General features: G+C 46.1%; 23 protein-coding genes. 14 read left to right on the top strand and 9 right to left on the bottom strand.

The window, feature by feature from the left end:
* Nucleotides 1-4 precede the first annotated feature (4 nt).
* Together pdxH and DRW07_RS12265 are read left to right on the top strand one after the other, a co-directional pair.
* On the top strand, nucleotides 5-643 hold the full coding sequence (gene pdxH / locus DRW07_RS12270; RefSeq protein WP_124028230.1) for a pyridoxamine 5'-phosphate oxidase: 639 nt from the start codon (nucleotides 5-7) through the stop codon (nucleotides 641-643).
* Nucleotides 616-1,407, top strand: coding sequence for a TatD family hydrolase (locus tag DRW07_RS12265; protein ID WP_165870490.1), 792 nt, complete (start codon nucleotides 616-618; stop codon nucleotides 1,405-1,407). Before pdxH ends, DRW07_RS12265 begins: the two co-directional genes overlap by 28 nt.
* On the opposite strand, the gene DRW07_RS12260 is transcribed toward DRW07_RS12265, so the two are convergent.
* On the bottom strand, nucleotides 1,377-2,156 hold the full coding sequence (locus DRW07_RS12260; protein ID WP_124028228.1) for a hypothetical protein: 780 nt from the start codon (nucleotides 2,154-2,156) through the stop codon (nucleotides 1,377-1,379). The two genes, DRW07_RS12265 and DRW07_RS12260, sit on opposite strands and share 31 nt — an antisense overlap.
* Nucleotides 2,157-2,159: 3 nt before the next feature.
* Here DRW07_RS12260 and serB point away from each other — a divergent pair, with 3 nt between their 5' ends.
* Nucleotides 2,160-3,146 carry a phosphoserine phosphatase SerB gene (gene serB / locus DRW07_RS12255; protein ID WP_124028227.1) on the top strand — a complete coding sequence of 329 codons (987 nt, stop codon included), beginning with the start codon at nucleotides 2,160-2,162 and terminating at the stop codon, nucleotides 3,144-3,146.
* Nucleotides 3,147-3,167: 21 nt separating this feature from the next.
* On the opposite strand, the gene DRW07_RS12250 is transcribed toward serB, so the two are convergent.
* Both DRW07_RS12250 and DRW07_RS12245 read right to left on the bottom strand, forming a co-directional pair.
* Entirely contained in the window at nucleotides 3,168-3,518 is a 351-nt protein-coding gene (locus DRW07_RS12250) for a hypothetical protein (RefSeq protein ID WP_124028226.1), read from the bottom strand.
* A gap of 8 nt (nucleotides 3,519-3,526) precedes the next feature.
* Nucleotides 3,527-6,043, bottom strand: coding sequence for a PilZ domain-containing protein (locus DRW07_RS12245; protein ID WP_124028225.1), 2,517 nt, complete (start codon nucleotides 6,041-6,043; stop codon nucleotides 3,527-3,529).
* Between the two features lie 160 nt (nucleotides 6,044-6,203).
* Here DRW07_RS12245 and radA point away from each other — a divergent pair, with 160 nt between their 5' ends.
* Nucleotides 6,204-7,565, top strand: coding sequence for a DNA repair protein RadA (radA, locus tag DRW07_RS12240; RefSeq protein WP_124028224.1), 1,362 nt, complete (start codon nucleotides 6,204-6,206; stop codon nucleotides 7,563-7,565).
* Here the strand turns inward: radA and DRW07_RS12235 are convergent.
* The 5 genes from DRW07_RS12235 to ettA form a co-directional block, all read right to left on the bottom strand.
* Nucleotides 7,551-8,783: an ATP-binding protein gene (locus tag DRW07_RS12235; protein ID WP_124028223.1), complete on the bottom strand. Its 1,233-nt coding sequence runs from the start codon at nucleotides 8,781-8,783 to the stop codon at nucleotides 7,551-7,553. The genes radA and DRW07_RS12235 overlap by 15 nt on opposite strands.
* A gap of 6 nt (nucleotides 8,784-8,789) precedes the next feature.
* Nucleotides 8,790-9,491 (bottom strand): response regulator, encoded by a 702-nt coding sequence (locus tag DRW07_RS12230; RefSeq protein ID WP_124028222.1) that lies wholly within the window; start codon nucleotides 9,489-9,491, stop codon nucleotides 8,790-8,792.
* Entirely contained in the window at nucleotides 9,488-9,856 is a 369-nt protein-coding gene (locus tag DRW07_RS12225) for a DUF3019 domain-containing protein (RefSeq protein ID WP_124028221.1), read from the bottom strand. The genes DRW07_RS12230 and DRW07_RS12225 overlap by 4 nt, the downstream gene beginning before the upstream one ends.
* Nucleotides 9,857-9,870: 14 nt before the next feature.
* Nucleotides 9,871-10,755 (bottom strand): MipA/OmpV family protein, encoded by an 885-nt coding sequence (locus tag DRW07_RS12220; RefSeq protein WP_124028220.1) that lies wholly within the window; start codon nucleotides 10,753-10,755, stop codon nucleotides 9,871-9,873.
* A gap of 200 nt (nucleotides 10,756-10,955) precedes the next feature.
* The gene (gene ettA, locus DRW07_RS12210; RefSeq protein WP_124028219.1) at nucleotides 10,956-12,623 is read right to left on the bottom strand and encodes an energy-dependent translational throttle protein EttA; all 1,668 of its coding nucleotides are present in this window, start codon (nucleotides 12,621-12,623) and stop codon (nucleotides 10,956-10,958) included.
* Between the two features lie 136 nt (nucleotides 12,624-12,759).
* Here ettA and lpxD point away from each other — a divergent pair, with 136 nt between their 5' ends.
* The 10 genes from lpxD to DRW07_RS12160 all read left to right on the top strand — a co-directional run bounded on the left by lpxD (nucleotide 12,760) and on the right by DRW07_RS12160 (nucleotide 21,003).
* Nucleotides 12,760-13,776 carry a UDP-3-O-(3-hydroxymyristoyl)glucosamine N-acyltransferase gene (gene lpxD / locus DRW07_RS12205; RefSeq protein WP_124028218.1) on the top strand — a complete coding sequence of 339 codons (1,017 nt, stop codon included), beginning with the start codon at nucleotides 12,760-12,762 and terminating at the stop codon, nucleotides 13,774-13,776.
* A gap of 131 nt (nucleotides 13,777-13,907) precedes the next feature.
* Nucleotides 13,908-15,164, top strand: coding sequence for a serine hydroxymethyltransferase (gene glyA / locus DRW07_RS12200; protein WP_124028217.1), 1,257 nt, complete (start codon nucleotides 13,908-13,910; stop codon nucleotides 15,162-15,164).
* 17 nt (nucleotides 15,165-15,181) lie between these two features.
* The gene (gene nrdR, locus DRW07_RS12195) at nucleotides 15,182-15,637 is read left to right on the top strand and encodes a transcriptional regulator NrdR (RefSeq protein WP_124028216.1); all 456 of its coding nucleotides are present in this window, start codon (nucleotides 15,182-15,184) and stop codon (nucleotides 15,635-15,637) included.
* A gap of 11 nt (nucleotides 15,638-15,648) precedes the next feature.
* A complete protein-coding gene (gene ribD, locus DRW07_RS12190) occupies nucleotides 15,649-16,761 on the top strand; it encodes a bifunctional diaminohydroxyphosphoribosylaminopyrimidine deaminase/5-amino-6-(5-phosphoribosylamino)uracil reductase RibD (protein WP_124028215.1) in 1,113 nt (370 codons plus the stop codon).
* Between the two features lie 15 nt (nucleotides 16,762-16,776).
* The gene (locus DRW07_RS12185) at nucleotides 16,777-17,445 is read left to right on the top strand and encodes a riboflavin synthase (RefSeq protein WP_124028214.1); all 669 of its coding nucleotides are present in this window, start codon (nucleotides 16,777-16,779) and stop codon (nucleotides 17,443-17,445) included.
* Nucleotides 17,446-17,486: 41 nt separating this feature from the next.
* Nucleotides 17,487-18,584, top strand: a complete 1,098-nt coding sequence (ribBA, locus tag DRW07_RS12180) for a bifunctional 3,4-dihydroxy-2-butanone-4-phosphate synthase/GTP cyclohydrolase II (RefSeq protein WP_124028213.1) — start codon at nucleotides 17,487-17,489, stop codon at nucleotides 18,582-18,584.
* Between the two features lie 43 nt (nucleotides 18,585-18,627).
* Nucleotides 18,628-19,110: a 6,7-dimethyl-8-ribityllumazine synthase gene (gene ribH, locus DRW07_RS12175; protein WP_124028212.1), complete on the top strand. Its 483-nt coding sequence runs from the start codon at nucleotides 18,628-18,630 to the stop codon at nucleotides 19,108-19,110.
* A gap of 3 nt (nucleotides 19,111-19,113) precedes the next feature.
* A complete protein-coding gene (gene nusB, locus DRW07_RS12170; RefSeq protein WP_124028211.1) occupies nucleotides 19,114-19,533 on the top strand; it encodes a transcription antitermination factor NusB in 420 nt (139 codons plus the stop codon).
* Between the two features lie 16 nt (nucleotides 19,534-19,549).
* A complete protein-coding gene (gene thiL / locus DRW07_RS12165) occupies nucleotides 19,550-20,512 on the top strand; it encodes a thiamine-phosphate kinase (RefSeq protein WP_124028210.1) in 963 nt (320 codons plus the stop codon).
* The gene (locus DRW07_RS12160) at nucleotides 20,512-21,003 is read left to right on the top strand and encodes a phosphatidylglycerophosphatase A family protein (RefSeq protein ID WP_124028209.1); all 492 of its coding nucleotides are present in this window, start codon (nucleotides 20,512-20,514) and stop codon (nucleotides 21,001-21,003) included. Before thiL ends, DRW07_RS12160 begins: the two co-directional genes overlap by 1 nt.
* Here DRW07_RS12160 and dxs read toward each other — a convergent pair.
* A complete protein-coding gene (dxs, locus tag DRW07_RS12155; RefSeq protein WP_124028208.1) occupies nucleotides 21,000-22,865 on the bottom strand; it encodes a 1-deoxy-D-xylulose-5-phosphate synthase in 1,866 nt (621 codons plus the stop codon). The two genes, DRW07_RS12160 and dxs, sit on opposite strands and share 4 nt — an antisense overlap.
* Nucleotides 22,866-22,886: the final 21 nt, after the last annotated feature.

Raw genomic sequence — 22,886 nt, 5'->3', positions numbered from 1 at the left:
CTCGATGGCACTTACCGATTTGCGCAGAAACTATACGCTGGATTCTTTAACAGAGTCAGATTTGACACCTAACCCTTTAGACCTCTTCGATAACTGGCTACAACAGGTCATCGAAGGTGACATTCCTGACCCAAATGCCATGACGCTTGCCACTGTGGATAGTTCAGGACATCCCTCCCAGCGCATAGTGTTGCTGAAAGGTCGCCCCGAAAATCATTTCGTTTTTTACACCAACTACGAAAGCAATAAAGCATCTGATATTGCGGGCAATAACAATGTGTCACTGCACTTTCCTTGGTATTTAATGGAACGACAAGTGATGGTGTTGGGACAAGCCTTCAAGCTGAGTGAAGACGAAAATGATGCTTACTTTGCTTCTAGACCCAAAGCAAGTCAATTAGGGGCGGTGGTGTCTCAGCAAAGTCGACCATTAGCAAGCAAGGCTACTCTGGTCACCTCATTGGAGCAATTGTCCGAGCAATACCGTGAAGCAGACATCCCTAGGCCAAAATTGTGGGGAGGATTCTATGTGGTACCGCACACTATTGAATTTTGGCAGGGCGGGGAACATCGGTTACATGACCGATTCCGATATACCACCGAGGATGGCAACAATTGGCAGGTACAACGTCTCAACCCTTAGTAGATAGTCATTGCCATCTAGACTTGGACGTTTTTAGTGATGATATAGACCAGGTCCTACAGCGCGCATTGACAGCAGGCATTCAAAGACTGCATGTCCCAGGAACCACTAAAGCAGGGTGGCATAAACAATACGGCCTGTCGCAACAATATGCCTGCATCGATTACTCGCTTGGTTTACACCCGTATTTTCTCACTTCACAGTGGCAGTCTGATTTTCAGTACTTAGAATTAAGATTTGAACGCCGTGATAACCGTGCAATTGCTATTGGAGAAATAGGCTTAGATGCAGTAATTGATGTGCCGTATGAGCGTCAGTTGGTGGCATTTGAAAAGCAATTGGCACTCGCCAGTGCGTTGAAGCTGCCTGTTATTTTGCATCACAGGAAAACACAACAAGATTTACTGAGGGTGATAAAAAAGCTGCGTTTTACTGAAGGCGGCATTGTGCATGCTTTTTCAGGCAGTAAAGAGTCAGCAATGCGCTTTATCGAAGCGGGCTTTTTGTTGGGTATTGGCGGCACCATTACCTATCCACGCGGAAGTAAAACCAGAGAAACGCTGAAACATATTGATACGAAGCATTTGGTGTTGGAAACAGATTCACCTGATATGCCAGTGTATGGAAAACAGGGAAAACGTAATGAACCAGAGAATCTCACTGAGGTTTGTGAAGCGTTATCTACAACGATAAAACGCCCATTTGAAGAGGTGGCAAAACAAACCTCGGAAAATTACTTATCACTGTTTTCCCTTAATTTATAAAGTAATTTCAACCCCGACCTGGTTAGATATATACCTGCAATAATGCCTAACACCAGTGAACTGAAAAGCTTGTCGAGCATGTCGGTAATGCGCTTTGAGTAATGCGCCCTGAAACTAGCGTCATCAACCACTACCACAACATAGCCTAACGGTTTGTCATCAACAAAATAATTGGCCGACGTTATAACGTGATGACCAGGATGCGTGAGGATGGATTTAAGGTCGATGTCTTCGGGAATTCTCAGTTGTTCAGAGCCATTAATTGAGTATATCGCAAGGGCTTTTACATTTGGTATGGCAACCCAAGAAGCCAAAAATCCCATGTGCGAATCCTGGGGAAGGTGCTGAAGCTGTGACCATTGTTGTGCAGCAAGTTGAGTCATCTGTTGATAGAGGTGATAACGATCATCAGCCTTACCAAATGCGGTTTGCGATTCATGTTGCTGCTCAAGATAAGACTGAAACTGATATATCAAAAGCAATATAAGATACACAGATAGTGCGAAGAAAATAATATGCAAAACGCGCTTAAAAATGGTTGAACGCGAGTGCAACTGCTTATACAGAACAGTGCTGCGCTGAGCGTCGTTTGTAGTCTTAAATAGCGAAGGTACTGTCATGGTTACGATATTTGAGTGCATACTAGCAACATAGAGGATCAGCAAGATTTTGCCAAGCGGTATTTCACCCCATTGAGACATCAGGTAGGATGACACCTCACGATCCGGTGCCAGTAATATAAAGGACATGCATTGAAATCACATTTTGACTTTTACCAGTACATTTTCTCTAAACCCCAAGGGGTTGCATGGCATCCTGAAAATGGGTTTTCCCCGCTAGAGAAAAGTGTAAACAGTGAGTATGCGCTTACTTTAATTTCACCAGCTCTCTCTTTTGATAACGTGCATGCGGTGTTATCAGCGTTGCACAAGCATTGCCGTATTTTATCGGTTTCTCTGCATCCATTATCGGGCTTATTGTCCTGTTATGGCCTTGTGGTTGCAGTTGACATTACAGACACTGAAGCACACATAAAAGAGCTCGCGGCTAAATTGGCACAGCAATTTTCAATGGAAATTGCGCTAACGCATTTAGCACCGAGTTTGAGTGAACCAGGACTGCTGGTTATGGACATGGACAGTACTATGATTCAAATGGAGTGTATTGACGAAATCGCCCGTTTGGCTGGTCGCTATGACGATGTGGCTGCTGTTACTGAGCAAGCTATGCAAGGAAAGCTAGATTTTGCACAAAGTTTGAAAACCCGCGTTGCATGCCTTGAGGGGGTTGAAGAATCTGCACTTTTGCAAATAAAGTCAGCGCTTCCTCTGATGCCAGGCTTAGTCACCTTGCTGACAGAGCTAAAGAAACGCCAATGGGTCTTGGCGATCGCTTCAGGCGGATTTACGTATTTCGCTGATCATCTCAAAGCATGGCTTGAATTGGATGACGCCGTTTCAAATGTGCTCGCACTAGAAAATGGTAAATTGACAGGTAAGACCAAGGGCAGGGTTATTGATGCCCAGGTAAAGGCTGAAACCGTCGTTGCGCTCCAGCAAAAATACAATATTGCGCCACATCAAACTGTTGCTATCGGTGATGGTGCTAATGATGTACTCATGATGCGTCAAGCTTCACTAGGTGTGGCTTTTCACGCCAAACCTACTGTTAGAACACAAGCGGATGCAGCGGTAAATCACTTGCCATTGGATGCGCTGTTGCTTTTGCTTAAACCCTAATTGCAAAAAAAACACAGTGTACTAAGCGAAAATACCTATCAGGATCGTCAGTGCTGCACCAGCAGCACTGCCCAGTGCGAAGCCAAACCAGCCGCTTTTCAACATATACCTAGCCAAAGCCGCACCAAAAATACCCGTCCATAACATAGCACTGTAAATAGAAGCCATAGAGTTGAGAACGGCTACGCCTTGAAATATCTGAGCTGCCAGTACGGTAATTGCCATACTCGCAGACAAAATCACCCAAATTTTGTTTTTAGGATCGGTGAATGCAACAGAGGGTGACGTGCCTTTCTCATTTGACTCGTCGCTTTTTGCTTCATTTGATTGTTGACGCGCTTTTTCTTTTTGTTTTGTACGTTCTTGGCGCATGCCTTGAATTACTCCTGTCCACTTCCTAATAAGGCCTTGATGCCGTCTACTTCTATTTTGTGTGCGGCGGGTGTTTGTTGATTTTTCGCCACCACCGACGCTGAATATTGATAACGCATTAGCACTTCATCGGTGATGTCGTGTACAAAAACGCATCCCGCCGTTGCCCACAGTTGCTCTTCTAATTCCTTCGCCCGGTGAAGTGCATACATACTGATATAGTTCATTTCCAGTTGTAACAGCTCCATATCAGGCTTGTCAGTATTGGCCAATATCACTTTGACCGCTATGAATTGACCCCGTTTCAACGCTTCGTCGATGAAAGACTGGCGCACTCCGTGGTTATTAAATCTATGCGACCAGCGGGTAATAATCGACATTTTTGGATTTTTTTGCAGAGGATCAAACATCATAAATAGCTCACCGCTGATATTTCTGTTTTCAGCGCGCGTTTGCTTAAACCCGAGTTCAATAAAGGCTTGCTCTGCGGTTCTGTCTCGATAGAGGAATTCCAGATTGGCTCTGTTACTCTCCGCCATAAAGCTGGCTAAGGTTTTTAGTCTGCTCTGTTGCTCCGGCATGACGCAGGCATAGGGATAAAAGCGCCCTTTTTTCTTGTGTGCTACAAACGACATAAAGGCCGTATTTTTAGCGTGCATGAAGCGCATTGCCTGACCAATACCCGGAAACTCTTCTTCTTCTGGATAGGTCTTTAGACGTGCCCGATTTTGTTTTATCAATTCTTCAAAAAACTTTCGGGCCGGTTTACCGTCATCACCGTTAATACTGCGCAGGTGCAGTACACTATATTCACTGGTGATATTTACCACTCTGTATTGCAATGCGGAGACGTCATGTTTGGTTGTCATGGCCTGCAATTTTTTAAAATTGAGAGTCACTCGGTTGTCAACCGCGCCATGAAATGGGCTGGCTAATTCGATTTTAAGGCCTTGCACTGAGATATCTTCTGTAATTCCTGCAACTACTACATCGTTGATACTGAGTTCAACAGGTGAGCGCAGCAAATAACGCGTTTCTATGCGGCTCTCAGAATATTTGTAGCGGAACACTTTAATATCGGCAGGGATTCGGTTTCTTGGGTGGCCAAATATGCGCAGATGTCTGATAGATTCCCGAGCGACTTTATGACTGGCATAGCACTGCTGGCCTGTTTCGTCGGTAATATCAGTAATGTAAACCAGGTGTCTGATATTCTTTAAGCGTGCCATCAGTCTGGGAGCGGGGGGGGCACTCTGGCGTTTGATTTTTACACTTATACTATCGGGAATAGAGAGTGGGGTGTGCGCATCCTCGGGTGATACCTGTGTACTTTTAAGTTTAAAAACACGCCAGCTGATTTTTCTTGCGCCGAATCCGAGAAATATATTTTTCAGCTTTGGCGCGTTTTCGAGCTCTTCTGGCGTAGCAGAGTAAAAATAAATACGATCGTTCTGAATATGATTGAAACAAAACACAATCATTTCATTTTCATTGGCCTTTGTGCATAGTTGCTTCAACCTGTCCTGACTGAGCATAAAACCGAGTTTTATGTTTTCTTCTTCATCAGTCCAATAATCGATAATGTCGCGGTTAGCCAGTGTGGTCATGGCATACCGGGGCGTAAAATCGTTGTCTACTTGATCGATAAAAACTGGCAAAGAAGGCAATCTTGGTGTCAAGTATTGCTCGCACGATTTATTGATAATGGCGTCAATCGTGTTGTTCATATTGACTTTGTAGCGGCGTTTATTACCGTGAATAAACTTTTCAAGGAACTGATCAAAAGGCGGATTAGGGTAATCTGTAGCGCGTTTCAGTCTAACGACTTGCTCTTTTTTATCGCGCTCGCTTGCAACTACAAAATAGGTCACTGCATCTCGTTTATCCAAAGCAAACTCTGACTCTAACCCTCTGAAGTATACTGATACTTTCTCGCTTTTCTTAAACTCCATGTCTGAGCCGGTTCGCATTTTCATGCCATGGGTAGAGATATCGATACTTGTGGCTAGCACACTTTTGTTATGCTCAGTAAACACTTCAATAGCAACGGCGAAGTTCATCCTTTCGTGATGTCGCTGTGCGTATTCGAGAAGGTTTACGATTGGCGCAGAGTAGCGCTTATTAGACGCGGGGTCTTCGTCAGCCGCCGCGGCGTCTTTCGCGGCGTCTTTTCGAGTTTGCTCGATAGCGTCTCTGGTATGACTCAGTATCGCCTCATATACCCCAAAGGTATATTCACCAAAGATTCGGATTTGTTGTTCAAACAGTTCTATCGCCGTCTCATCTAAAAAGTGCTTTATTCCATCGTATTCATAGAGTTCACAATCACCCTCTACCTGACTGCGCAAATCTATCGAGCGGATGCAGGGCTTGGCGAGGCGTCTGACCTCCATTTTAATTAAAAAGCGTTTTTCTTTCGGCACATCTGCAGCAATTTGATCAACCACCTGATTGAACTCTGGCTCACGAACCATAGGCTTGAGTTGTTCAATTATTGGTGCGTATTGTTGCAGATCTTGCGACATCCATTAGCCTTTTTGGTACAAAACATCAATGAGTTACCCCTTATCGGCGATAACGCTAAGAGCTTGACTCATAGAACGAAAACCGGCCTGAATTCAGTCGGCTATGCTCGAATTATAGGTTACACTTCGCTATCAGTGAATATAAACCGACAGGTAACGAATGGCAAAGCGAAAAACGGCTTATGTATGCACAGAGTGCGGTGCTGATTTCATGCGATGGCAAGGGCAGTGTGGTGAATGTAAGGCATGGAACACGCTTCAGGAAATCACCGTCTCTGCGGATAAAAATGCAAGCGCCGGTTTTACTGGGTATGCCGGACAAACTGAGGCAACAGTTCAGCGTCTCGATAGCATAGACATTAACGCTTTGCCGCGATTCACATCTGGTTTTAAAGAGCTAGACAGGGTACTGGGCGGCGGAATTGTGCCCGGAGCAGCTATGTTAATTGGAGGTTCACCTGGTGCAGGAAAAAGCACACTGCTACTTCAGGTAATGTGTTTTCTGGCCACAGGTAGAAAAACACTCTATGTCACCGGTGAGGAATCTCTGCAACAGGTTGCCATGCGCGCTCAGCGTTTACAGTTACCTAAGGACAAGCTTCAATTATTGGCTGAAACCCATGTGGAAACCATTTGTCAGCTGGCTTTAAAGGAGAAGCCTGATGTGATGGTGGTTGATTCTATTCAGGTTATGCACGTTTCTGATGTGCAGTCAGCGCCTGGCAGTGTTTCGCAAGTAAGAGAAAGTGCCGCTTATCTAACCCGCTTTGCCAAACAGCATCATATTGCAATGTTTATTGTTGGCCACGTAACCAAAGAAGGGAGTCTCGCCGGACCGAAAGTGCTAGAGCATTGTATTGATTGCTCAATGATGCTGGAAGGTGAAAGCGACGGACGCTTCAGAACACTACGAACACACAAAAATCGTTTTGGGGCGGTCAATGAATTGGGTGTGTTTGGTATGACAGACAAAGGTCTTAAAGAAGTGGGAAACCCCTCCGCCATTTTTTTAAGCCGAGCTGAAGAACCCTCTGCGGGAAGCAGTGTGATGGTTGTATGGGAGGGGACACGCCCTTTATTAGTCGAACTGCAGGCTTTGGTCGACTATTCACAAATTGCTAACCCAAGACGCGTTGCAGTGGGGCTTGAGCAAAATAGAATGGCTATGTTGCTGGCTGTTTTACACAGGCACGGCAATGTTCAGATGAACGACCAGGACGTATTCGTTAACGTTGTCGGAGGTGTCAAAGTTGCTGAAACCGGTGCAGATTTGGCTCTGCTACTGGCCATGATATCCAGCTTTCGCAATCAACCATTGCCACAGGAATTAATCGTATTTGGTGAGGTTGGTTTGGCTGGCGAAATACGTCCGGTACCAAATGGCGTGGAACGTTTAATGGAAGCCGCAAAGCACGGGTTTAAACGCGCCATAGTGCCCAAGGCAAATATGCCTAAAAAGACCATAGAAGGGTTACACGTTACAGGTGTATCTCGTCTCTCTGAAGCATTAGAGGCGGTGTGAGCGCGCATCAAATTTGAGCATAAAGGCAGCGCCACCCAGGGCCGAATTCGTAACGCTACAAGTACCTTTATGCCAGTGCATAATACGTTGCACAATAGCCAAGCCTAAGCCTGTCCCTCCGTGCTGCCTTGAGCGATGCGTATCAGCCCTGTAGAAGGGCTCAAAGACTTTCTCTTTGTCACTATCGGGTACACCGTCACCATCGTCCTCAACACTGATGACGACGTGTTCCATAATACTTACAGCAATGCGAACACGCGCCTTAGCATGGCGTAGCGCGTTGGCCAACAAATTATCAATGGCTCGGGTGAGTAAAGTCGCATCGGCGAGCAGTGTGACGTTATCAGCTACACATTCTAATGTAATTGAAGTACCGGGTCTGAATTTGGATAGACGTTGCTCGCAAAGCGCCTGTATGGGAATATCCTCTATGTGCAGATCTGGTTCGTGAACGTCAAGACGGGTAAAATCCAGCATTTCCTGAACCAAATGTTCCAGCTCAGTGATGTCTGCACGTATTGCCTGAATTTGCTTTTTGTCATACTGACCCGGAGAGACCAACGCAAAGCGAAGGCGAGCCAAAGGCGTCTTAAACTCATGAGTAATAGCACCCGCAAGCGCTTTGTGTTGGTGCAGTAGTGTTTTGATATTACTGTTAAGGGCGTTGTACCCTTCTACTAGAGGTTGCAACGGTGAATGTGCAGGAATCTTAGGGACTTCAAGGGTACCGTCTTTTTGCAATGTTTCTGTGGCGGTGCTTAGTTTTCTGAGATCACGCCAAATTGGAACAACCCAAATAGCAATTGCCACACCAAGAAAGCCAAAAAATAAAGTACTGTATAATATCCAAGACATTGATGAATTTTTAGTATTCGCGAAACGAGCCTGCACAACTGTGTCTTGGTTAGTGGGAATAAGAATAAGCCAATCATCGTCGGCTATACCCTGAATGACCTCATTATTTTCTAGTGCGGCCCCATGGGTAGAATAAGGGGAAAATTGGCTCGCTGGGTAGACTTGGGTTTTAGCGCCAGCTTGCCTAAGCAGCTTTAACAACGTATCAGGTTGATTTCGGTTGGCGGTAACCAGGGACAATATGGCTTTTTGAGCAGGTGTTTGTGCTGATTGTTTGTTGATGAGTAGCTTTTCTAAGCCAATCCCTAACACCAATATGCTTATCGCAACGAAAACATACAGGCTTATAAACAACCGAGACATGAATAGTTAGCTCCAGGCATCGGCAACGAAAAAGAAGCCCTTACCCCAAATGGTTTTAATCCTGTAAGGTTGCTGCGCATTGTCTTTTAACTTCTTGCGCAATCGGGAGATACGCACGTCAGCAGAGCGGTCTAAACCATCATATTCTCTACCAATCAGCTCGTTATATATCCGATCACGCTCTACTACAGCGCCGGCATTTTCTGCCAGTAATACTAAAAGGTCAAATTCGTGGCTCGTTAATGTCACCTGCTCTTGTCCGAGTAACACCCGTCTTGCCTGTTGGTCGATGGTCAGCTCTCCAAACACAAGCGCAGAGGTATTATCTGAATGCTTTATCGAGGAACGACGTAGTAGCGCCTGTACCCTCGCCAGTAAGACGGAAGGCTCTACTGGTTTGGTAATATAATCGTCTGCGCCAAGTTCAAAACCAAGCAGCTCGTCTGCGAGTTCTGTTTTTGCAGTGAGAAACAGTAAAGGGCCATCAAAAGTGCGGCGTATAGTGCGACATAAAACAAATCCGTCATCACCAGGCAACATAACATCTAAGATGATCAAATCAACGTTGTGATTGATAAGCGTATCACTCACGTTGGAGCCATCTTCTAGCGCGATAACACCAAACCCATGCTGACTCAAATAGTTAGCGGTTAACTCGCGAAGGCGGGCATCATCTTCAATAATCAGTAAGGTTTGTAATGTACTCAAAACAGGCTCCAAGGTAATCGAGTGCGTTGACTAAAATCTGCATCAAGGAGTTTATTAAAAACCAGGGTATGCTCGGCGAGACGTTTTCCGTTGGTATCATTAAGGTGCAATGTGGTATCTGATGTAAGCGTGATGTCTACAGTCACGCTTTTTTGGCCTTCATACATACACGTTAACACCTGTTTATTGGCGATAATACAAACTTTGCCCACAGAAAGTGAGAGAAGGGTAATGGATACCCGCATAAAACAACGTGTTTCAGATTCACTAACCAGACAGGTGTCAGGCTCGACTCGCCATATCGCTGGGTCACTGCTAGCTTGGGATAAAAAAGATATCATTGCCACAATGCTGGCAGTAAGCATTACAACTGCTTTTCTCAAAACTGATATGCCATCCCAACAAAACCACTCAACACAGTAGAAGAATCGACAAGCGGGCTATTTCGCATTCCTGAATGGAGCTTAACAGCACTCGCCCGAATCAATACATGCCAGCTGTCATCAATGCTGTGCAACGCAAGCACACGCATGCCAAACTGCAGACCGCTTTTACCCTCATAGCCTAACCCCTTGCCCAACAGTGGAAGTGTTCTGATGCCATAATAATAATCTGTCAGGTTATCACTGTACCAGTGCACGTTTGGCGAGGTGTAAACCGTCCAATCGTCAAAGGCCCACTTACTGGTGAAAGACAGCGAGCCGTGAGTGCCCTTATACACATCAGATACATCAGCGTAAACACTGGAATTAATAACACTGTTTTTCCATTTCCAGCGCCACCTCACGCCTGCATCAGCCGCCCATTTTCGCGAGGATACGTCGTCAATTGACACAGTAGATTGACCAATTATCGGATTGCCGATATTCATTTCATCGCCAGATTGAAAGGGGGAATCTAGCGTAAAGATAGGTCCTAAAATATTACTGGTGTGCCAAAAGCTGAAAAAGGCTTTTTCTTTGTTGGGAGTAACAAACAGATTTATCTCGTGGCGAGCGGTAATCGACGTCCTCCAGCCAAACTCTGCATTGTCGAAATACAAATTGTCACCGTAATAGGCGATATCAGGAATAATGACTAATGGAATGTTGTCACCGCCCACAAGAGGGTTGGTCATTCCTCCTACGCCAATAGCTACGCCCAACTCCCAACCTGTGTCGCCGGGACAGTCCTTATTGCGCGTACAGACTACGTTTGCACTGACTATGCTTACCTGTGCAAAGACAAGCAAGAGCAATAACAAAATGTTCACTGTGTTTTTCAAAGAAATATTCCCGCTTCTATAACACGGCGAAGAGTATCAAAGCTTTTACCAATACACAGCCAAGGATTACATTTCTACACATTTTTAAGTGTTGTTTACCAGTATGCTGATGCGTGCTGCCTTATTGTGTAGCGTTAGCCAAGGCCTATATTGATCCCTAGGCCTTATTAGGTCAGCCAGCCTATGCTGGCTGGCCATTTTTATTTACTTATTTTTTTGTATTTTAAGCGGTGCGGTTCTACCACATCCTGGCCAAAGTTATCTTTAAGCCAACGCTCATAGTCAGAATAATTACCTTCGTAGAAGTTAACTTTGCCTTCATCTCGATAATCAATGATATGCGTGGCTACTCTGTCAAGGAACCAACGGTCATGGGAAATGACCATGGCACAGCCAGGAAACTCCAACAGTGCATTCTCAAGTGCGCGAAGGGTTTCTACATCAAGGTCGTTGGTTGGCTCATCCAGCAATAATACGTTTCCACCGGCTTTTAGTAATTTCGCCAAATGAACACGGTTTCGCTCGCCGCCAGACAAATCTTTAATAAACTTCTGCTGGTCAGTGCCCTTAAAGTTAAAACGGCTACAGTAGGCACGGCTATTGATTTCAAAGCTACCAATTTTAATGACATCCTGGTCGTCTGAGATTTCTTTGTAAACTGTATTGTTTCCGTCCATGTGGTCGCGGAATTGATCAACACTGGCAAGCTGCACTGTGTCGCCGACAGAGATTGTTCCCCCGTCAGGTTGTTCCTGGCCGCTGATCATTCTGAAGAGAGTTGATTTACCTGCGCCGTTTGGACCTATGATACCCGCGATAGCGCCTTTGGGGAGGGTAAAGTTCATGCCATCGATCAATACGCGATCACCATATGACTTGTGTAAATCCGATACATCAATGACGTTATCGCCTAATCGCTCACCCGGGGGGATAAACAACTCATTGGTCTCATTTCTGCGCTGATAGTCAGAGGTGTTAAGTTCCTCAAATCGGGCCATACGCGCCTTACTTTTTGCCTGGCGTCCTTTGGGGTTGGTACGTACCCATTCAAGCTCTTGTTTGATTGACTTTTGTCTTGCAGATTCTGTCTTTTCTTCCTGTTCAAGACGCTTTTCCTTTTGTTCGAGCCATGAGGAGTAATTGCCTTCCCAGGGGATCCCTTCACCGCGGTCTAATTCGAGGATCCAGCCCGCCACATTGTCTAAGAAGTACCTATCATGGGTAATGGCTACCACAGTGCCCTCGTAGTCGTGTAAGAAGCGTTCAAGCCAAGCAACAGATTCTGCATCCAGGTGGTTTGTTGGTTCATCGAGCAACAGCATATCTGGCTTTTCAAGCAATAAACGACATAGTGCTACACGACGTCGTTCGCCTCCTGACAGTTTAGACACATCGGCATCCCAAGGCGGTAATCGCAAGGCGTCCGCTGCGCGCTCTAGTGACTGTTCAAGGTTGTGCCCATCTTTTGCTTGGATAATGGCTTCGAGTTCGCCTTGCTCTTTTGCTAAGGCGTCGAAGTCAGCATTTTCGTCTGCATAGGCTGCGTATACCTCGTCTAGTCTCGAAAGGGCATTCACGACATCTGCGACAGCCTCCTCGATATTACCTCTAACATCTTTAGATTCATCCAGTTTAGGTTCTTGTGGAAGATAACCAATATTGATTCCAGGTTGGGGTCTTGCTTCACCTTCAATATCTTTATCGATACCAGCCATAATACGCAGTAAAGTAGATTTACCCGCACCATTTAGCCCCAAAACGCCAATTTTGGCACCAGGAAAAAAGCTAAGAGAGATATTTTTTAGAATGTGGCGGTTGGGAGGTACAATTTTCCCCACCCTATGCATGCTATATACGTATTGAGCCATGACTGTCCTAAACAAAAGAATAAAATAACCGCCATTATTGTACAGACGTTTAGTGAGTGCTTCTATGTCAGGCAAGACAAAAATCCGGTAAACTCTGCGTAATTTGATTTGACCTTCCTTACAACAGGAATAATTCATGACTGATTTGACGCTATCGTTGAAAGATATTGCCGAGCGCGTAGGGGCTGAGTTGGCAGGAGAGAGCAACTGCCAAGTGACAGGTGTAAATACGTTATCAGAAGCAACCCCGAACCAGGTGTCCTTTTTGACCAATGCCAAATACAAACATCAACTGGAGACTACGCGGGCAGCAGCGGTAATTGTGACAGCTGAAATGGTTGACAAGGTAAAAGGCAATGCGCTGGTCCACGACAACCCTCATGCCACCTTCGCAAGGATCGCGCAGCTTTTTTACACGCCGCCCGTGCTGGCAAAAGGTATAGCTTCTTCTGCAGTGATTGCAGATTCAGCGCGTTTAGGTGAAAACGTTGCCATTGGCGCTAATGTCGTTATTGGTGAGGATGTTACCATTGATGATAATACAGTAATAGGCGCCAATACCGTTATTGAACAAGGCTCACAAATAGGCGCTAACTGCCTCATTTATCCCAACGTGACCCTTTACCACAAAGTACAAGTAGGCGACGACGTGATCATTCATAGTCAGACGGTTATCGGATGTGATGGATTTGGTTTCGCAAATGACGCGGGTAATTGGCTGCCCATCCCTCAAGTGGGTACCGTCGTAGTGGGTGACAAGTGCTCAATCGGATCAGGGGTAACGATTGATCGGGGCGCGCTTGGCAATACTGTCATTGGCAAAAACGTGATTTTGGACAATCAAGTACACGTCGCACACAATTGCACAATTGACGATCACGCGTGCATATGCGGTGCAACTGGTATGGCAGGCAGTACCCATATTGGTAAGTATGTGGTTATTGGTGGCATGTGCTCTATCAATGGCCACATCACAATTGCTGACAAGGTGCAAATCACTGGTAATAGTATGGTGACGAACGATATTACTGAACCGGGCGTGTACTCGTCGGGCCAGCCGGCATTGCCCAATCGAGAATGGCGCAAAATGTCTGTACGAACCAGACAGTTACCCGAGCTGTTTGACAGAGTGAAACAATTAGAGAAAAAGTAAATAACCCAATGGCCAAGCAAGCTTTACACTGGTCGGTGCAAAGCTTGCTCATAAATCGGTATACACAGCGCCCAAAATAGCTAAAATATGCGCTGATCAAATTCTACCTACCTAGCTGTTAAGGAGCGCCCATGTTACCACGCGAAATGACTATCGCTGATTTTGACCCTGAATTGGCTGACGCTATTGCCAAAGAAACCCGTCGTCAAGAAGAGCATATCGAGCTTATCGCGTCGGAAAACTATTGTAGCCCCAGGGTATTGGAAGCCCAAGGTTCACAGCTTACCAATAAATATGCAGAGGGTTATCCTGGAAAGCGCTATTACGGTGGCTGTGAATACGTTGATATTGCAGAAGACCTTGCAATCGAACGCGCCAAGCAATTGTTCGGCGCTGACTATGCCAATGTACAACCGCATTCTGGTTCTCAGGCAAACACTGCCGTGTTCATGGCACTCTTGGAAGCTGGTGATACTGTATTGGGTATGAGTCTTGCTCACGGTGGCCATTTAACTCACGGTGCCCACGTTAACTTTTCAGGAAAAACTTATCACGCCGTTCAGTATGGTCTCAATGAAGAAACCGGCGAAATTGATTACGAGCAGGTTGAGGCGCTGGCGCTTGAGCACAAGCCTAAAATGATTATTGGCGGCTTTTCTGCTTACTCAGGCATTGTTGACTGGCAACGTTTCCGTGAAATCGCAGACAAAGTAGGCGCATACTTACTTGTTGATATGGCACACGTGGCTGGTCTTGTCGCCGCAGGTGTTTACCCTAGCCCCATACCTCACGCCCACGTGGTGACTACAACAACTCACAAAACGCTTGCGGGCCCTCGTGGTGGGTTGATTCTATCTTCTTGTGGCGATGAAACGCTTTACAAAAAATTCAATAGTTCTGTATTCCCAGGCAATCAGGGCGGCCCTCTGTGTCATGTAATTGCCGCTAAAGCCGTTGCGTTCAAAGAAGCCCTGGCACCAGAGTTTAAAACCTATCAACAGAATGTGGTTGCCAATGCACAAGCCATGGTTTCAGTTATGCAGGAGCGCGGCTACAAGGTGGTTTCTGGCAAAACAGACAACCATTTATTTTTGCTAGATCTCATCGACAAAGATATCACGGGCAAAGATGCAGACGCAGCATTGGGCAGAGCGAATATCACAGTGAATAAAAATTCAGTCCCTAACGATCCGCGTTCACCCTTTGTCACCAGTGGCCTTCGTATTGGTTCACCTGCTATTACCCGCCGAGGTTTCGGTCTTGACGAAGCTAAACAAGTAGCGACTTGGATCTGCGACGTACTTGACAATCTGGGGGATGACTCTGTCGAAGCTAGGGTGAAATCTGAAGTGATCGAACTCTGCAAAAAATACCCTGTTTACGCTTAAGGGAATAACGAATTTAGATGATTTGCCCGTTCTGTTCGGCACATGAAACTAAAGTGATTGACTCGCGCTTGGTGGCTGGAGGCCAGCAAGTGCGTCGTCGCCGTGAATGCACCGCTTGTAGAGAGCGATTCACAACCTTCGAAGGGGCAGAATTAGTCATGCCTCGGGTTATTAAGCGAGACGGTTCACGCGAACCTTTCAACGAGGATAAGCTCAGAGCCGGTTTACAAAGAGCCCTTGAGAAACGTCCGGTAAGCACTGAAAGTATTGAAAAGTGCATTCTTTCTATTAAATCTACTCTGCGGGCTACTGGAGAAAGAGAAATTCCCAGTGAAATGCTCGGCAATCTGATAATGGATGAGCTTAAAGTGCTTGATAAAGTCGCTTATGTCAGGTTTGCATCTGTATACCGTTCTTTCGAAGATATCAAAGAGTTTGGTGAGGCGATAGCCAAGCTAAACGAGCCAAGCTAACGCGCCTAGCGATGGAATTAACCACATATTCAGATCTCGATAAAAAATGGATGGCACTCGCTATCGATCTAGCTTGGCAGGGGTGCTATACCACATCTCCAAACCCTAATGTAGGGTGTGTAATTGTGAGTAGCGATGGCAACCTGGTTGGCCAGGGAGCTCACCTTAAAGCCGGCGAAGCGCATGCTGAAGTGCATGCCTTGCGAGACGCTGGCAAACAGGCAAAAGGTGCTACTGCATTTGTTACTCTTGAGCCCTGTTCCCATACTGGACGAACGCCGCCATGTGCTAATGCTCTGGTAAATGCAGGGGTGAAACGTGTCGTTGTTGCCAATGTTGACCCTAATCCGTTGGTTGCAGGTAGAGGGATCAAAAAACTGAACGAACATGGCATAGAAACGGTTACCGGGGTGTTGGCTGACAAAGCGGCCCTGCTAAATCGTGGCTTCTTTAAGCGTATGAAACAGGGTAAGCCATTTGTATCGTTGAAACTGGCGGCTAGCATGGATGGACGAATAGCGTTGTCCAACGGTCAGAGCAAGTGGATAACAGGACCCGAGGCTAGGAGGGATGTACAGCGGTTCAGAGCAAAGAGCTGTGCCATATTGACAGGCTCAGGCACGGTGAGGGCAGATGACCCAAGCTTGTTGATAAGGCCTGAGCAAGCCCAAATTGACGACTACCCCAATCTACCAATTAGGCAGCCAGCACGTTATGTTATTGATAGCACTGGCTCGTTGCCCGATACGTTTCAAATTTTTAATGACGGTCATAAAACGATCGTTTTTACCACAAAAGAAGTAACAACCCCCGGCAGTATAGAATATTGCCGAGTAAAGCAGGTGGGTAATCACGTCGATCTTGATGCTATGCTCATGGAGTTGGGTAAACGTGAGGTCAATCAGCTCTGGGTTGAAAGCGGTGCGACCTTAGCGGGTCAGTTACTCTCACAACAGTTGGTTGATGAACTTATTATATACCTTGCGCCTAAGCTATTGGGCGACCAAGGCTTGCCTATGCTTAAATTGCCCCAATATTCTCATTTGGCCGAATGTCCTGAACTATGGCTAAAGGATCTGACTTTGGTTGGTCAGGACGTGCGTTTAACTTATCACCTCAAGTAGCGTTAAAGAGAGATTATGTTTACAGGTATCATTGAATCGGTCGGAACAATTTCTTCTATTGAGAGAGGGCAAGACAGCTGCAGAATTACCGTTGCAACTCAATCCCTCGACATGTCAGACGTAAACCTAGGTGATAGTATCGCCACTAACGGTGTTTGCCTGACTGTCGTCGATATGGGTGACAGCTATTATAAGGCAGACGTGTCAGCAGAAACGATGAAGCTGACTGGCTTTGCTGATTATGGTTCGGGTAGCAAGGTTAACCTCGAGAAAGCGATGCAAGTTGGCGGACGGTTAGGTGGGCATATCGTGTCTGGACACGTTGATGGTATGGGCACAGTCAAAGACATTATTGACCACACTGACTATATTGAAATATGGGTGACGGCACCCGACGAGCTGGCAAAGTACATTGCCCATAAGGGCAGTATAACGGTTGACGGTGTCAGTTTGACGGTCAACAAGGTCGACGGGGCTGACTTCATGTTATGGATCATCCCACATACATTGCAAGAGACAGTGATCGGCCAATATAAGCCAGGTACAAGAGTAAACCTAGAAGTCGACCTCATTGCCAGGTATCTAGAAAGACTTGTCATGGGCGATGACGCGGCCATAAGCCAGTCTAAAAAAAGCGGTATTACCGAAGCGTTCTTAGCGGAACACGGATACCTGAAAAACTAAGGTCAGACAGACCGGCTACCCTACTAAAAAAAGGCAAAAGCATGGCGCTTAACACAACAGAAGAAATCATTGACGATATTCGTCAGGGCAAAATGGTCATCTTAATGGATGACGAAGATAGGGAAAACGAAGGCGATCTAATTATGGCCGCCGAGCACATTACACCAGAAGCCATTAATTTTATGGTCACCCATGCTAGAGGGTTAGTGTGCTTGCCCATGACTGAAGAGCGCTGCAGAAAACTGAATTTACCACTGATGGTAGATAACAATGGCGCACAGTTTTCGACCAATTTTACGGTTTCAATTGAAGCAGCAAAAGGTGTGACAACTGGCATTTCAGCTGCAGACAGGGCTACAACCGTTCTGGCTGCTGTCAATCCAGATGCCAAAGCCAGCGATATTGTTCAGCCGGGTCACATTTTTCCATTGATTGCAAAAGCTGGAGGCGTATTAAACCGAGCCGGGCACACTGAAGCCGGCGTGGATCTTGCCCGCCTGAGCGGATGTGAGCCTGCTGCGGTCATTGTGGAAATCCTTAATGAAGATGGTTCAATGGCCAGGCGTCCAGAATTAGAAAGCTTTGCAAAAAAGCATGGGCTTAAAATCGGCACTATCGCCGACCTTATTGAATATAGAAATCTTAACGAAACGACGATTGAAAAAGTGTCAGAGTGTAAGTTGCCAACAGAGTACGGCGATTTCGAGTTACATACCTTCAAAGATACCATCGATAATCAGCTACACTTTGCATTGAAACACGGTGAGATCAGCGAAGATGAGCCCACGCTGGTACGTGTGCATTTGCACAACACGTTAAGCGATCTACTAGGTTCTACGCGTTCAATAAGCCGTTCAATGACGTTACCACAAGCCATGCAGCGCATCGCAAAGGATGATGGCATTTTAGTCGTATTGGGCAAACAGGAAGACATTCCCGAGCAAGTCAGACGCTTTGCGGCTGAAGACAGGGGCGAAAAGCCAACCGGTGCTGACTGGAAGGGATCGTCGCGCACTGTCGGCGTTGGGAGTCAAATCCTCGCCTCATTGGGTGTGAAGAAGATGCGACTGCTGAGTAAACCCATTAAATATCACGCATTGTCTGGCTATGGGCTTGAAGTGGTGGAAACCATTTACTAACGGCGCTATACTTCGCGCCGCTTTCACTTTGGAGAAAAATACCATGCAAGTTATAGAAGGTAACATGCGTGCCACTGGCAAAAAATTCGCAATCGTTGTATCTCGGTTCAATAGCTTTGTTGTTGAAAGCTTACTTGAAGGCGCCTTAGATACGCTGGAGCGCCATGGCGAAGTGAACGAAACTGATATTACTCTCGTCCGCGTTCCAGGCGCTTACGAGCTTCCTTTGGCAGCGAAAAAAGTAGCCCAGTCTAAAAAATACGATGCCATTATTGCGTTGGGCGCAGTCATCCGTGGAGGAACCCCACACTTTGATTTTGTTGCGGGTGAGTGTAACAAAGGATTAGCGCAAGTGTCTTTGGAGTTTGATATTCCCGTATCCTTTGGCGTAATCACCACAGATTCTATAGAACAGGCCATTGAGCGCTCGGGTACCAAAGCTGGAAATAAGGGCTCGGAAGCGGCGCTGGGTGCACTTGAAATGGTAAACGTTATTGCTGCCCTTGACTCTAACGCTGAGGCCTAGTTTGTGAAAGTGTCTAACCGTCATCGAGCCAGAGAGCTAGCTGTTCAGGGAATTTATTCCTGGCAGCTCAGCAATAATGCCATAGAACAGATAGAACTGAGTCTGGCTACCAGTAACGACATGAAGAAAGTTGACATGCCTTTCTTCCAGCGTCTACTGCGCGGCACCGTTGAAGATGTAGTCTTACTTGATGAAAAGATTAAGCCTTATTTGGGGCGTTTACCTGAAGAGTTGGACCCCATCGAGAAAGCCATCTTACGGTTAGCTACCTTTGAACTCATCGCTTGTGTTGACGTGCCTTTTCGTGTGGTGATCAACGAATATGTTGAGCTAGCTAAAACGTTTGGTGCGCAGGAAAGCCATAAGTTTATCAATGGTGCCCTTGATAAAGCGGTTAAAACACTGCGCGAAAACGAACGATAAAGCGTCCCCATTTGTAATGAAAGAATTCGACTTAATTGACCGTTTTTTTAAGCAAAAAGGTCATCACAGGCGAGACGTGGTTGTTGGTATCGGTGACGATTGCGCTGTTATGTCTGTCCCTCCAAATCAGCAACTTGCTGTGACAACAGACACGCTGGTTGAAGGTGTGCACTTTCTAAAAGATACACCAGCACGCTCCTTGGCGTACAAGGCCGTCGCGGTGAATCTAAGCGACCTTGCAGCCATGGGGGCAGAACCGTCATGGCTGAGTATGTCACTGTCATTGCCGGATACCAATGAAGCATGGATGGAAAGTTTTGCAGAGGGCTTCTATGAGCTTCTCGAGTATTATTCAGTGCAGCTCGTTGGTGGCGATACAGTCAGAGGTCCTCTCTCTGTTACGGTTACTGCACAGGGCTTTATTCCAGAAGGCAATCAAATGTTACGCTCTGGCGCACAACCCGGTGATTGGTTGTACGTTACGGGCTCGCTCGGTGATGCTGGGGCGGGGCTGGCTTTGTTACAAGACGGCGCGGAAATTAAAACAGACACTGAGCAATATCTAGTCGAACGTCATTTGAACCCTACACCTAGAATAATGTTGGGGACATCGCTAAGGCGTATTGCAACGTCCTGTATTGATGTATCCGATGGTCTTTTGGCAGACTTAAGGCACGTGATGAATGCATCTAATGTCGGTGCCCGGTTATTTATCGACAGGCTGCCTCTTTCTGATCAGCTGGTTGACCATGTTGGGTTAGACAAGTCTGTTGAGCTGGCGCTAACTGCAGGTGATGATTATGAGTTGTTATTCACTGTAAGCGAAGAGCAAAAAGGACAGTTGGAAACCGTATTGTCAGGCGCCTCCCTTCAAGCTACTTGTATAGGTCAAATAACAGGGCAAAGTGCCCATTTGGATTTACGTCTTGGTGATCAACCTTATACTAAACCAGAAAAACTAGGCTTTGAGCATTTTTAGTGGATACAGAAACCAGAAAAAAACTCGATTTGACACATCCTATGCACTTTCTTGCCGTAGGTTTTGGTTCTGGTCTCGCAGTAAAAATGCCCGGCACATTTGGTACCTTGGCAGCGTTACCTTTAGTATGGGTGGCAAGTTTATTTCCCGATGAAATTTTTATCGCGTTAACAGTGTTAGTTTGTCTAGCCGGTATTAAGATTTGCGACCAAACTGCAAAAGACCTTGGCGTTCATGATCACAGCGCCATCGTGTGGGATGAATTCGCGGGGCTTTTTATTACTTTCCTATTAGTGCCTTTTAATCCATCAACAGCCATTGTCGGCTTTTTGTTGTTCCGGTTTTTTGACATTGTAAAACCATGGCCAATCAGCTTATTGGACAAAAAAGTAAAAGGCGGCTTTGGAATTATGGTGGATGATATTGCTGCGGGCGTTATGGCGTGCGTAGTAATGCACGCCCTGTTATATTTTGAGTTTCTAACGCTCTAATTTTTCAAAAAAGCGTCAATTTGCGCGATAATGCCATCGGCATCCAATTGATGAACCTTGTACATTTCTGTCTGAGTGCCCTGCAATATGAATGAATCGGGCAGTCCAATGTTGAGGCAGCTGATGTTAGCTTTCACACGCATTAAATACTCGTTCACTGCACTCCCTGCTCCCCCCATAATTGAACCGTCTTCTAGGGTAACAAGTAAGTTGTAATCTTCAAGCAGTCTTGTGATCACCTCTGTGTCTAATGGTTTAACAAAGCGCATATCAATAACGCTATAATTATTTTGCTCTGCTGCTTCTAAAGCGTAGGGAAGCAATGTACCAAAATTCAGGATTGCCACAGATTGCCCATGTCGCAGTGTTCTTGATTTACCAATTGCCAGCTGGCGCATTTCACTCGTTACTTCTACCCCCATGCCGGCTCCACGCGGATACCTGACAGCTGCGGGTTGACCTGCCAGGTGACCGGTATACAGCATATCGCGACAATCTTGTTCATCACCGGGAGTCATTACGATCATATTGGGAATGCATCGCAGATAAGAAATATCAAAGGCTCCTTGGTGAGTAGGACCGTCAGCACCTACAATACCTGCTCTGTCGATAGCAAAAAGGACAGGTAAATTCTGAATAGCAACGTCGTGGATAAGCTGGTCATAGGCCCGTTGTAAAAAGGTGGAATAAATTGCAACAACGGCGTTCATTCCTTCTTTCGCTAGGCCGGCGCCAAAGGTTACCGCGTGCTGCTCGGCAATGGCGACATCGAAATACTGCTCAGGAAAGCGCTGTGAAAACTCGACCATGCCGGAACCTTCACGCATTGCTGGCGTAATGGCCATCAGCTTTGAATCGATGCTTGCCATATCGCATAGCCAGTCACCAAATATCTTAGAAAATGTGGGTTTTCCAGGGGCAGATTTTGGCAGTGCTTCCTCTGCAGGATTAAACTTGGGCACAGCGTGAAATTTGATGGGATCTTTTTCTGCAACTTCATAGCCTTTACCTTTTTTGGTAACGACATGAAGAATATGCGGCCCGGAAAAGTTACGCATATTACGCAGTGTATCTACGACAGCATTGACATCGTGTCCATCAATCGGACCTATGTAATTAAACCCTAGTTCTTCAAATATGGTGCCTGGTACAACCATCCCTTTGATGTGCTCTTCTGCACGGCTGGCGAATTCTTTGATTGGGGGTACGTTAGACAGTAATTTTTTGCTGCCATCGCGAATGCTGTTAAAGAAGTTTCCGGTCAGCAAGCGTGCCAGATGACTATTGAGCGCACCGACATTTTCTGAGATAGACATTTCATTGTCATTCAGGACAACTACCATATCCTTTCCGATGTCACCAGCGTGATTCATCGCCTCAAAGGCCATGCCTGCAGTAAGCGCACCATCGCCGATAACAGCTACCACTTTTCTACCTGCATTTTCCTTTTCAGCAGCCACTGACATACCCAATGCTGCGCTGATAGAGGTAGAGGAGTGTCCTACAGCGAAGGTGTCATAATCGCTCTCTGGGGGCCATGGAAAAGGATGAAGACCGTCTTTTTGACGGATACTTGTCATTTTTTCGGCTCTCCCGGTAATAATTTTATGAGGATAGGCTTGATGACCCACATCCCAAATCAAGCGATCAAACGGTGTGTTATATACATAGTGGAGCGCCACCGTCAGCTCTACAGTACCCAGGCCAGATGCAAAGTGACCACTGCTCTGACTCACGCTGGTAAGCAAATACTGGCGTAATTCCTCTGACAACTTGTTTAGTTTGTCCTGCGGCAGCTTTCTCAACGCTTCAGGTGTAGTCGCCAAAGCCAGAGTTGGGTAGTGTGTCAAATCCAGTGTCATTATTGTGTCTTGTATTTATAA

This window comes from Paralteromonas sediminis, assembly GCF_003820355.1.
GTDB lineage: Bacteria > Pseudomonadota > Gammaproteobacteria > Enterobacterales > Alteromonadaceae > Alteromonas_F > Alteromonas_F sediminis.
Note: the sequence above shows the minus strand (reverse complement) of the source record. Positions and strands in the feature narration are given on the sequence as shown.

What these genes read in the sequence shown, in the direction of transcription:
- pdxH (WP_124028230.1), top strand. Translation starts at nt 5, where the DNA reads ATGGCACTTACCGATTTGCGCAGAAACTATACGCTGGATTCTTTAACA.
- DRW07_RS12260 (WP_124028228.1), bottom strand. Translation starts at nt 2,156, where the DNA reads ATGTCCTTTATATTACTGGCACCGGATCGTGAGGTGTCATCCTACCTG.
- DRW07_RS12250 (WP_124028226.1), bottom strand. Translation starts at nt 3,518, where the DNA reads ATGCGCCAAGAACGTACAAAACAAAAAGAAAAAGCGCGTCAACAATCA.
- DRW07_RS12245 (WP_124028225.1), bottom strand. Translation starts at nt 6,043, where the DNA reads ATGTCGCAAGATCTGCAACAATACGCACCAATAATTGAACAACTCAAG.
- radA (WP_124028224.1), top strand. Translation starts at nt 6,204, where the DNA reads ATGGCAAAGCGAAAAACGGCTTATGTATGCACAGAGTGCGGTGCTGAT.
- DRW07_RS12235 (WP_124028223.1), bottom strand. Translation starts at nt 8,783, where the DNA reads ATGTCTCGGTTGTTTATAAGCCTGTATGTTTTCGTTGCGATAAGCATA.
- DRW07_RS12225 (WP_124028221.1), bottom strand. Translation starts at nt 9,856, where the DNA reads ATGCTTACTGCCAGCATTGTGGCAATGATATCTTTTTTATCCCAAGCT.
- ettA (WP_124028219.1), bottom strand. Translation starts at nt 12,623, where the DNA reads ATGGCTCAATACGTATATAGCATGCATAGGGTGGGGAAAATTGTACCT.
- lpxD (WP_124028218.1), top strand. Translation starts at nt 12,760, where the DNA reads ATGACTGATTTGACGCTATCGTTGAAAGATATTGCCGAGCGCGTAGGG.
- glyA (WP_124028217.1), top strand. Translation starts at nt 13,908, where the DNA reads ATGTTACCACGCGAAATGACTATCGCTGATTTTGACCCTGAATTGGCT.
- nrdR (WP_124028216.1), top strand. Translation starts at nt 15,182, where the DNA reads ATGATTTGCCCGTTCTGTTCGGCACATGAAACTAAAGTGATTGACTCG.
- ribD (WP_124028215.1), top strand. Translation starts at nt 15,649, where the DNA reads ATGGAATTAACCACATATTCAGATCTCGATAAAAAATGGATGGCACTC.
- DRW07_RS12185 (WP_124028214.1), top strand. Translation starts at nt 16,777, where the DNA reads ATGTTTACAGGTATCATTGAATCGGTCGGAACAATTTCTTCTATTGAG.
- ribBA (WP_124028213.1), top strand. Translation starts at nt 17,487, where the DNA reads ATGGCGCTTAACACAACAGAAGAAATCATTGACGATATTCGTCAGGGC.
- ribH (WP_124028212.1), top strand. Translation starts at nt 18,628, where the DNA reads ATGCAAGTTATAGAAGGTAACATGCGTGCCACTGGCAAAAAATTCGCA.
- thiL (WP_124028210.1), top strand. Translation starts at nt 19,550, where the DNA reads ATGAAAGAATTCGACTTAATTGACCGTTTTTTTAAGCAAAAAGGTCAT.
- dxs (WP_124028208.1), bottom strand. Translation starts at nt 22,865, where the DNA reads ATGACACTGGATTTGACACACTACCCAACTCTGGCTTTGGCGACTACA.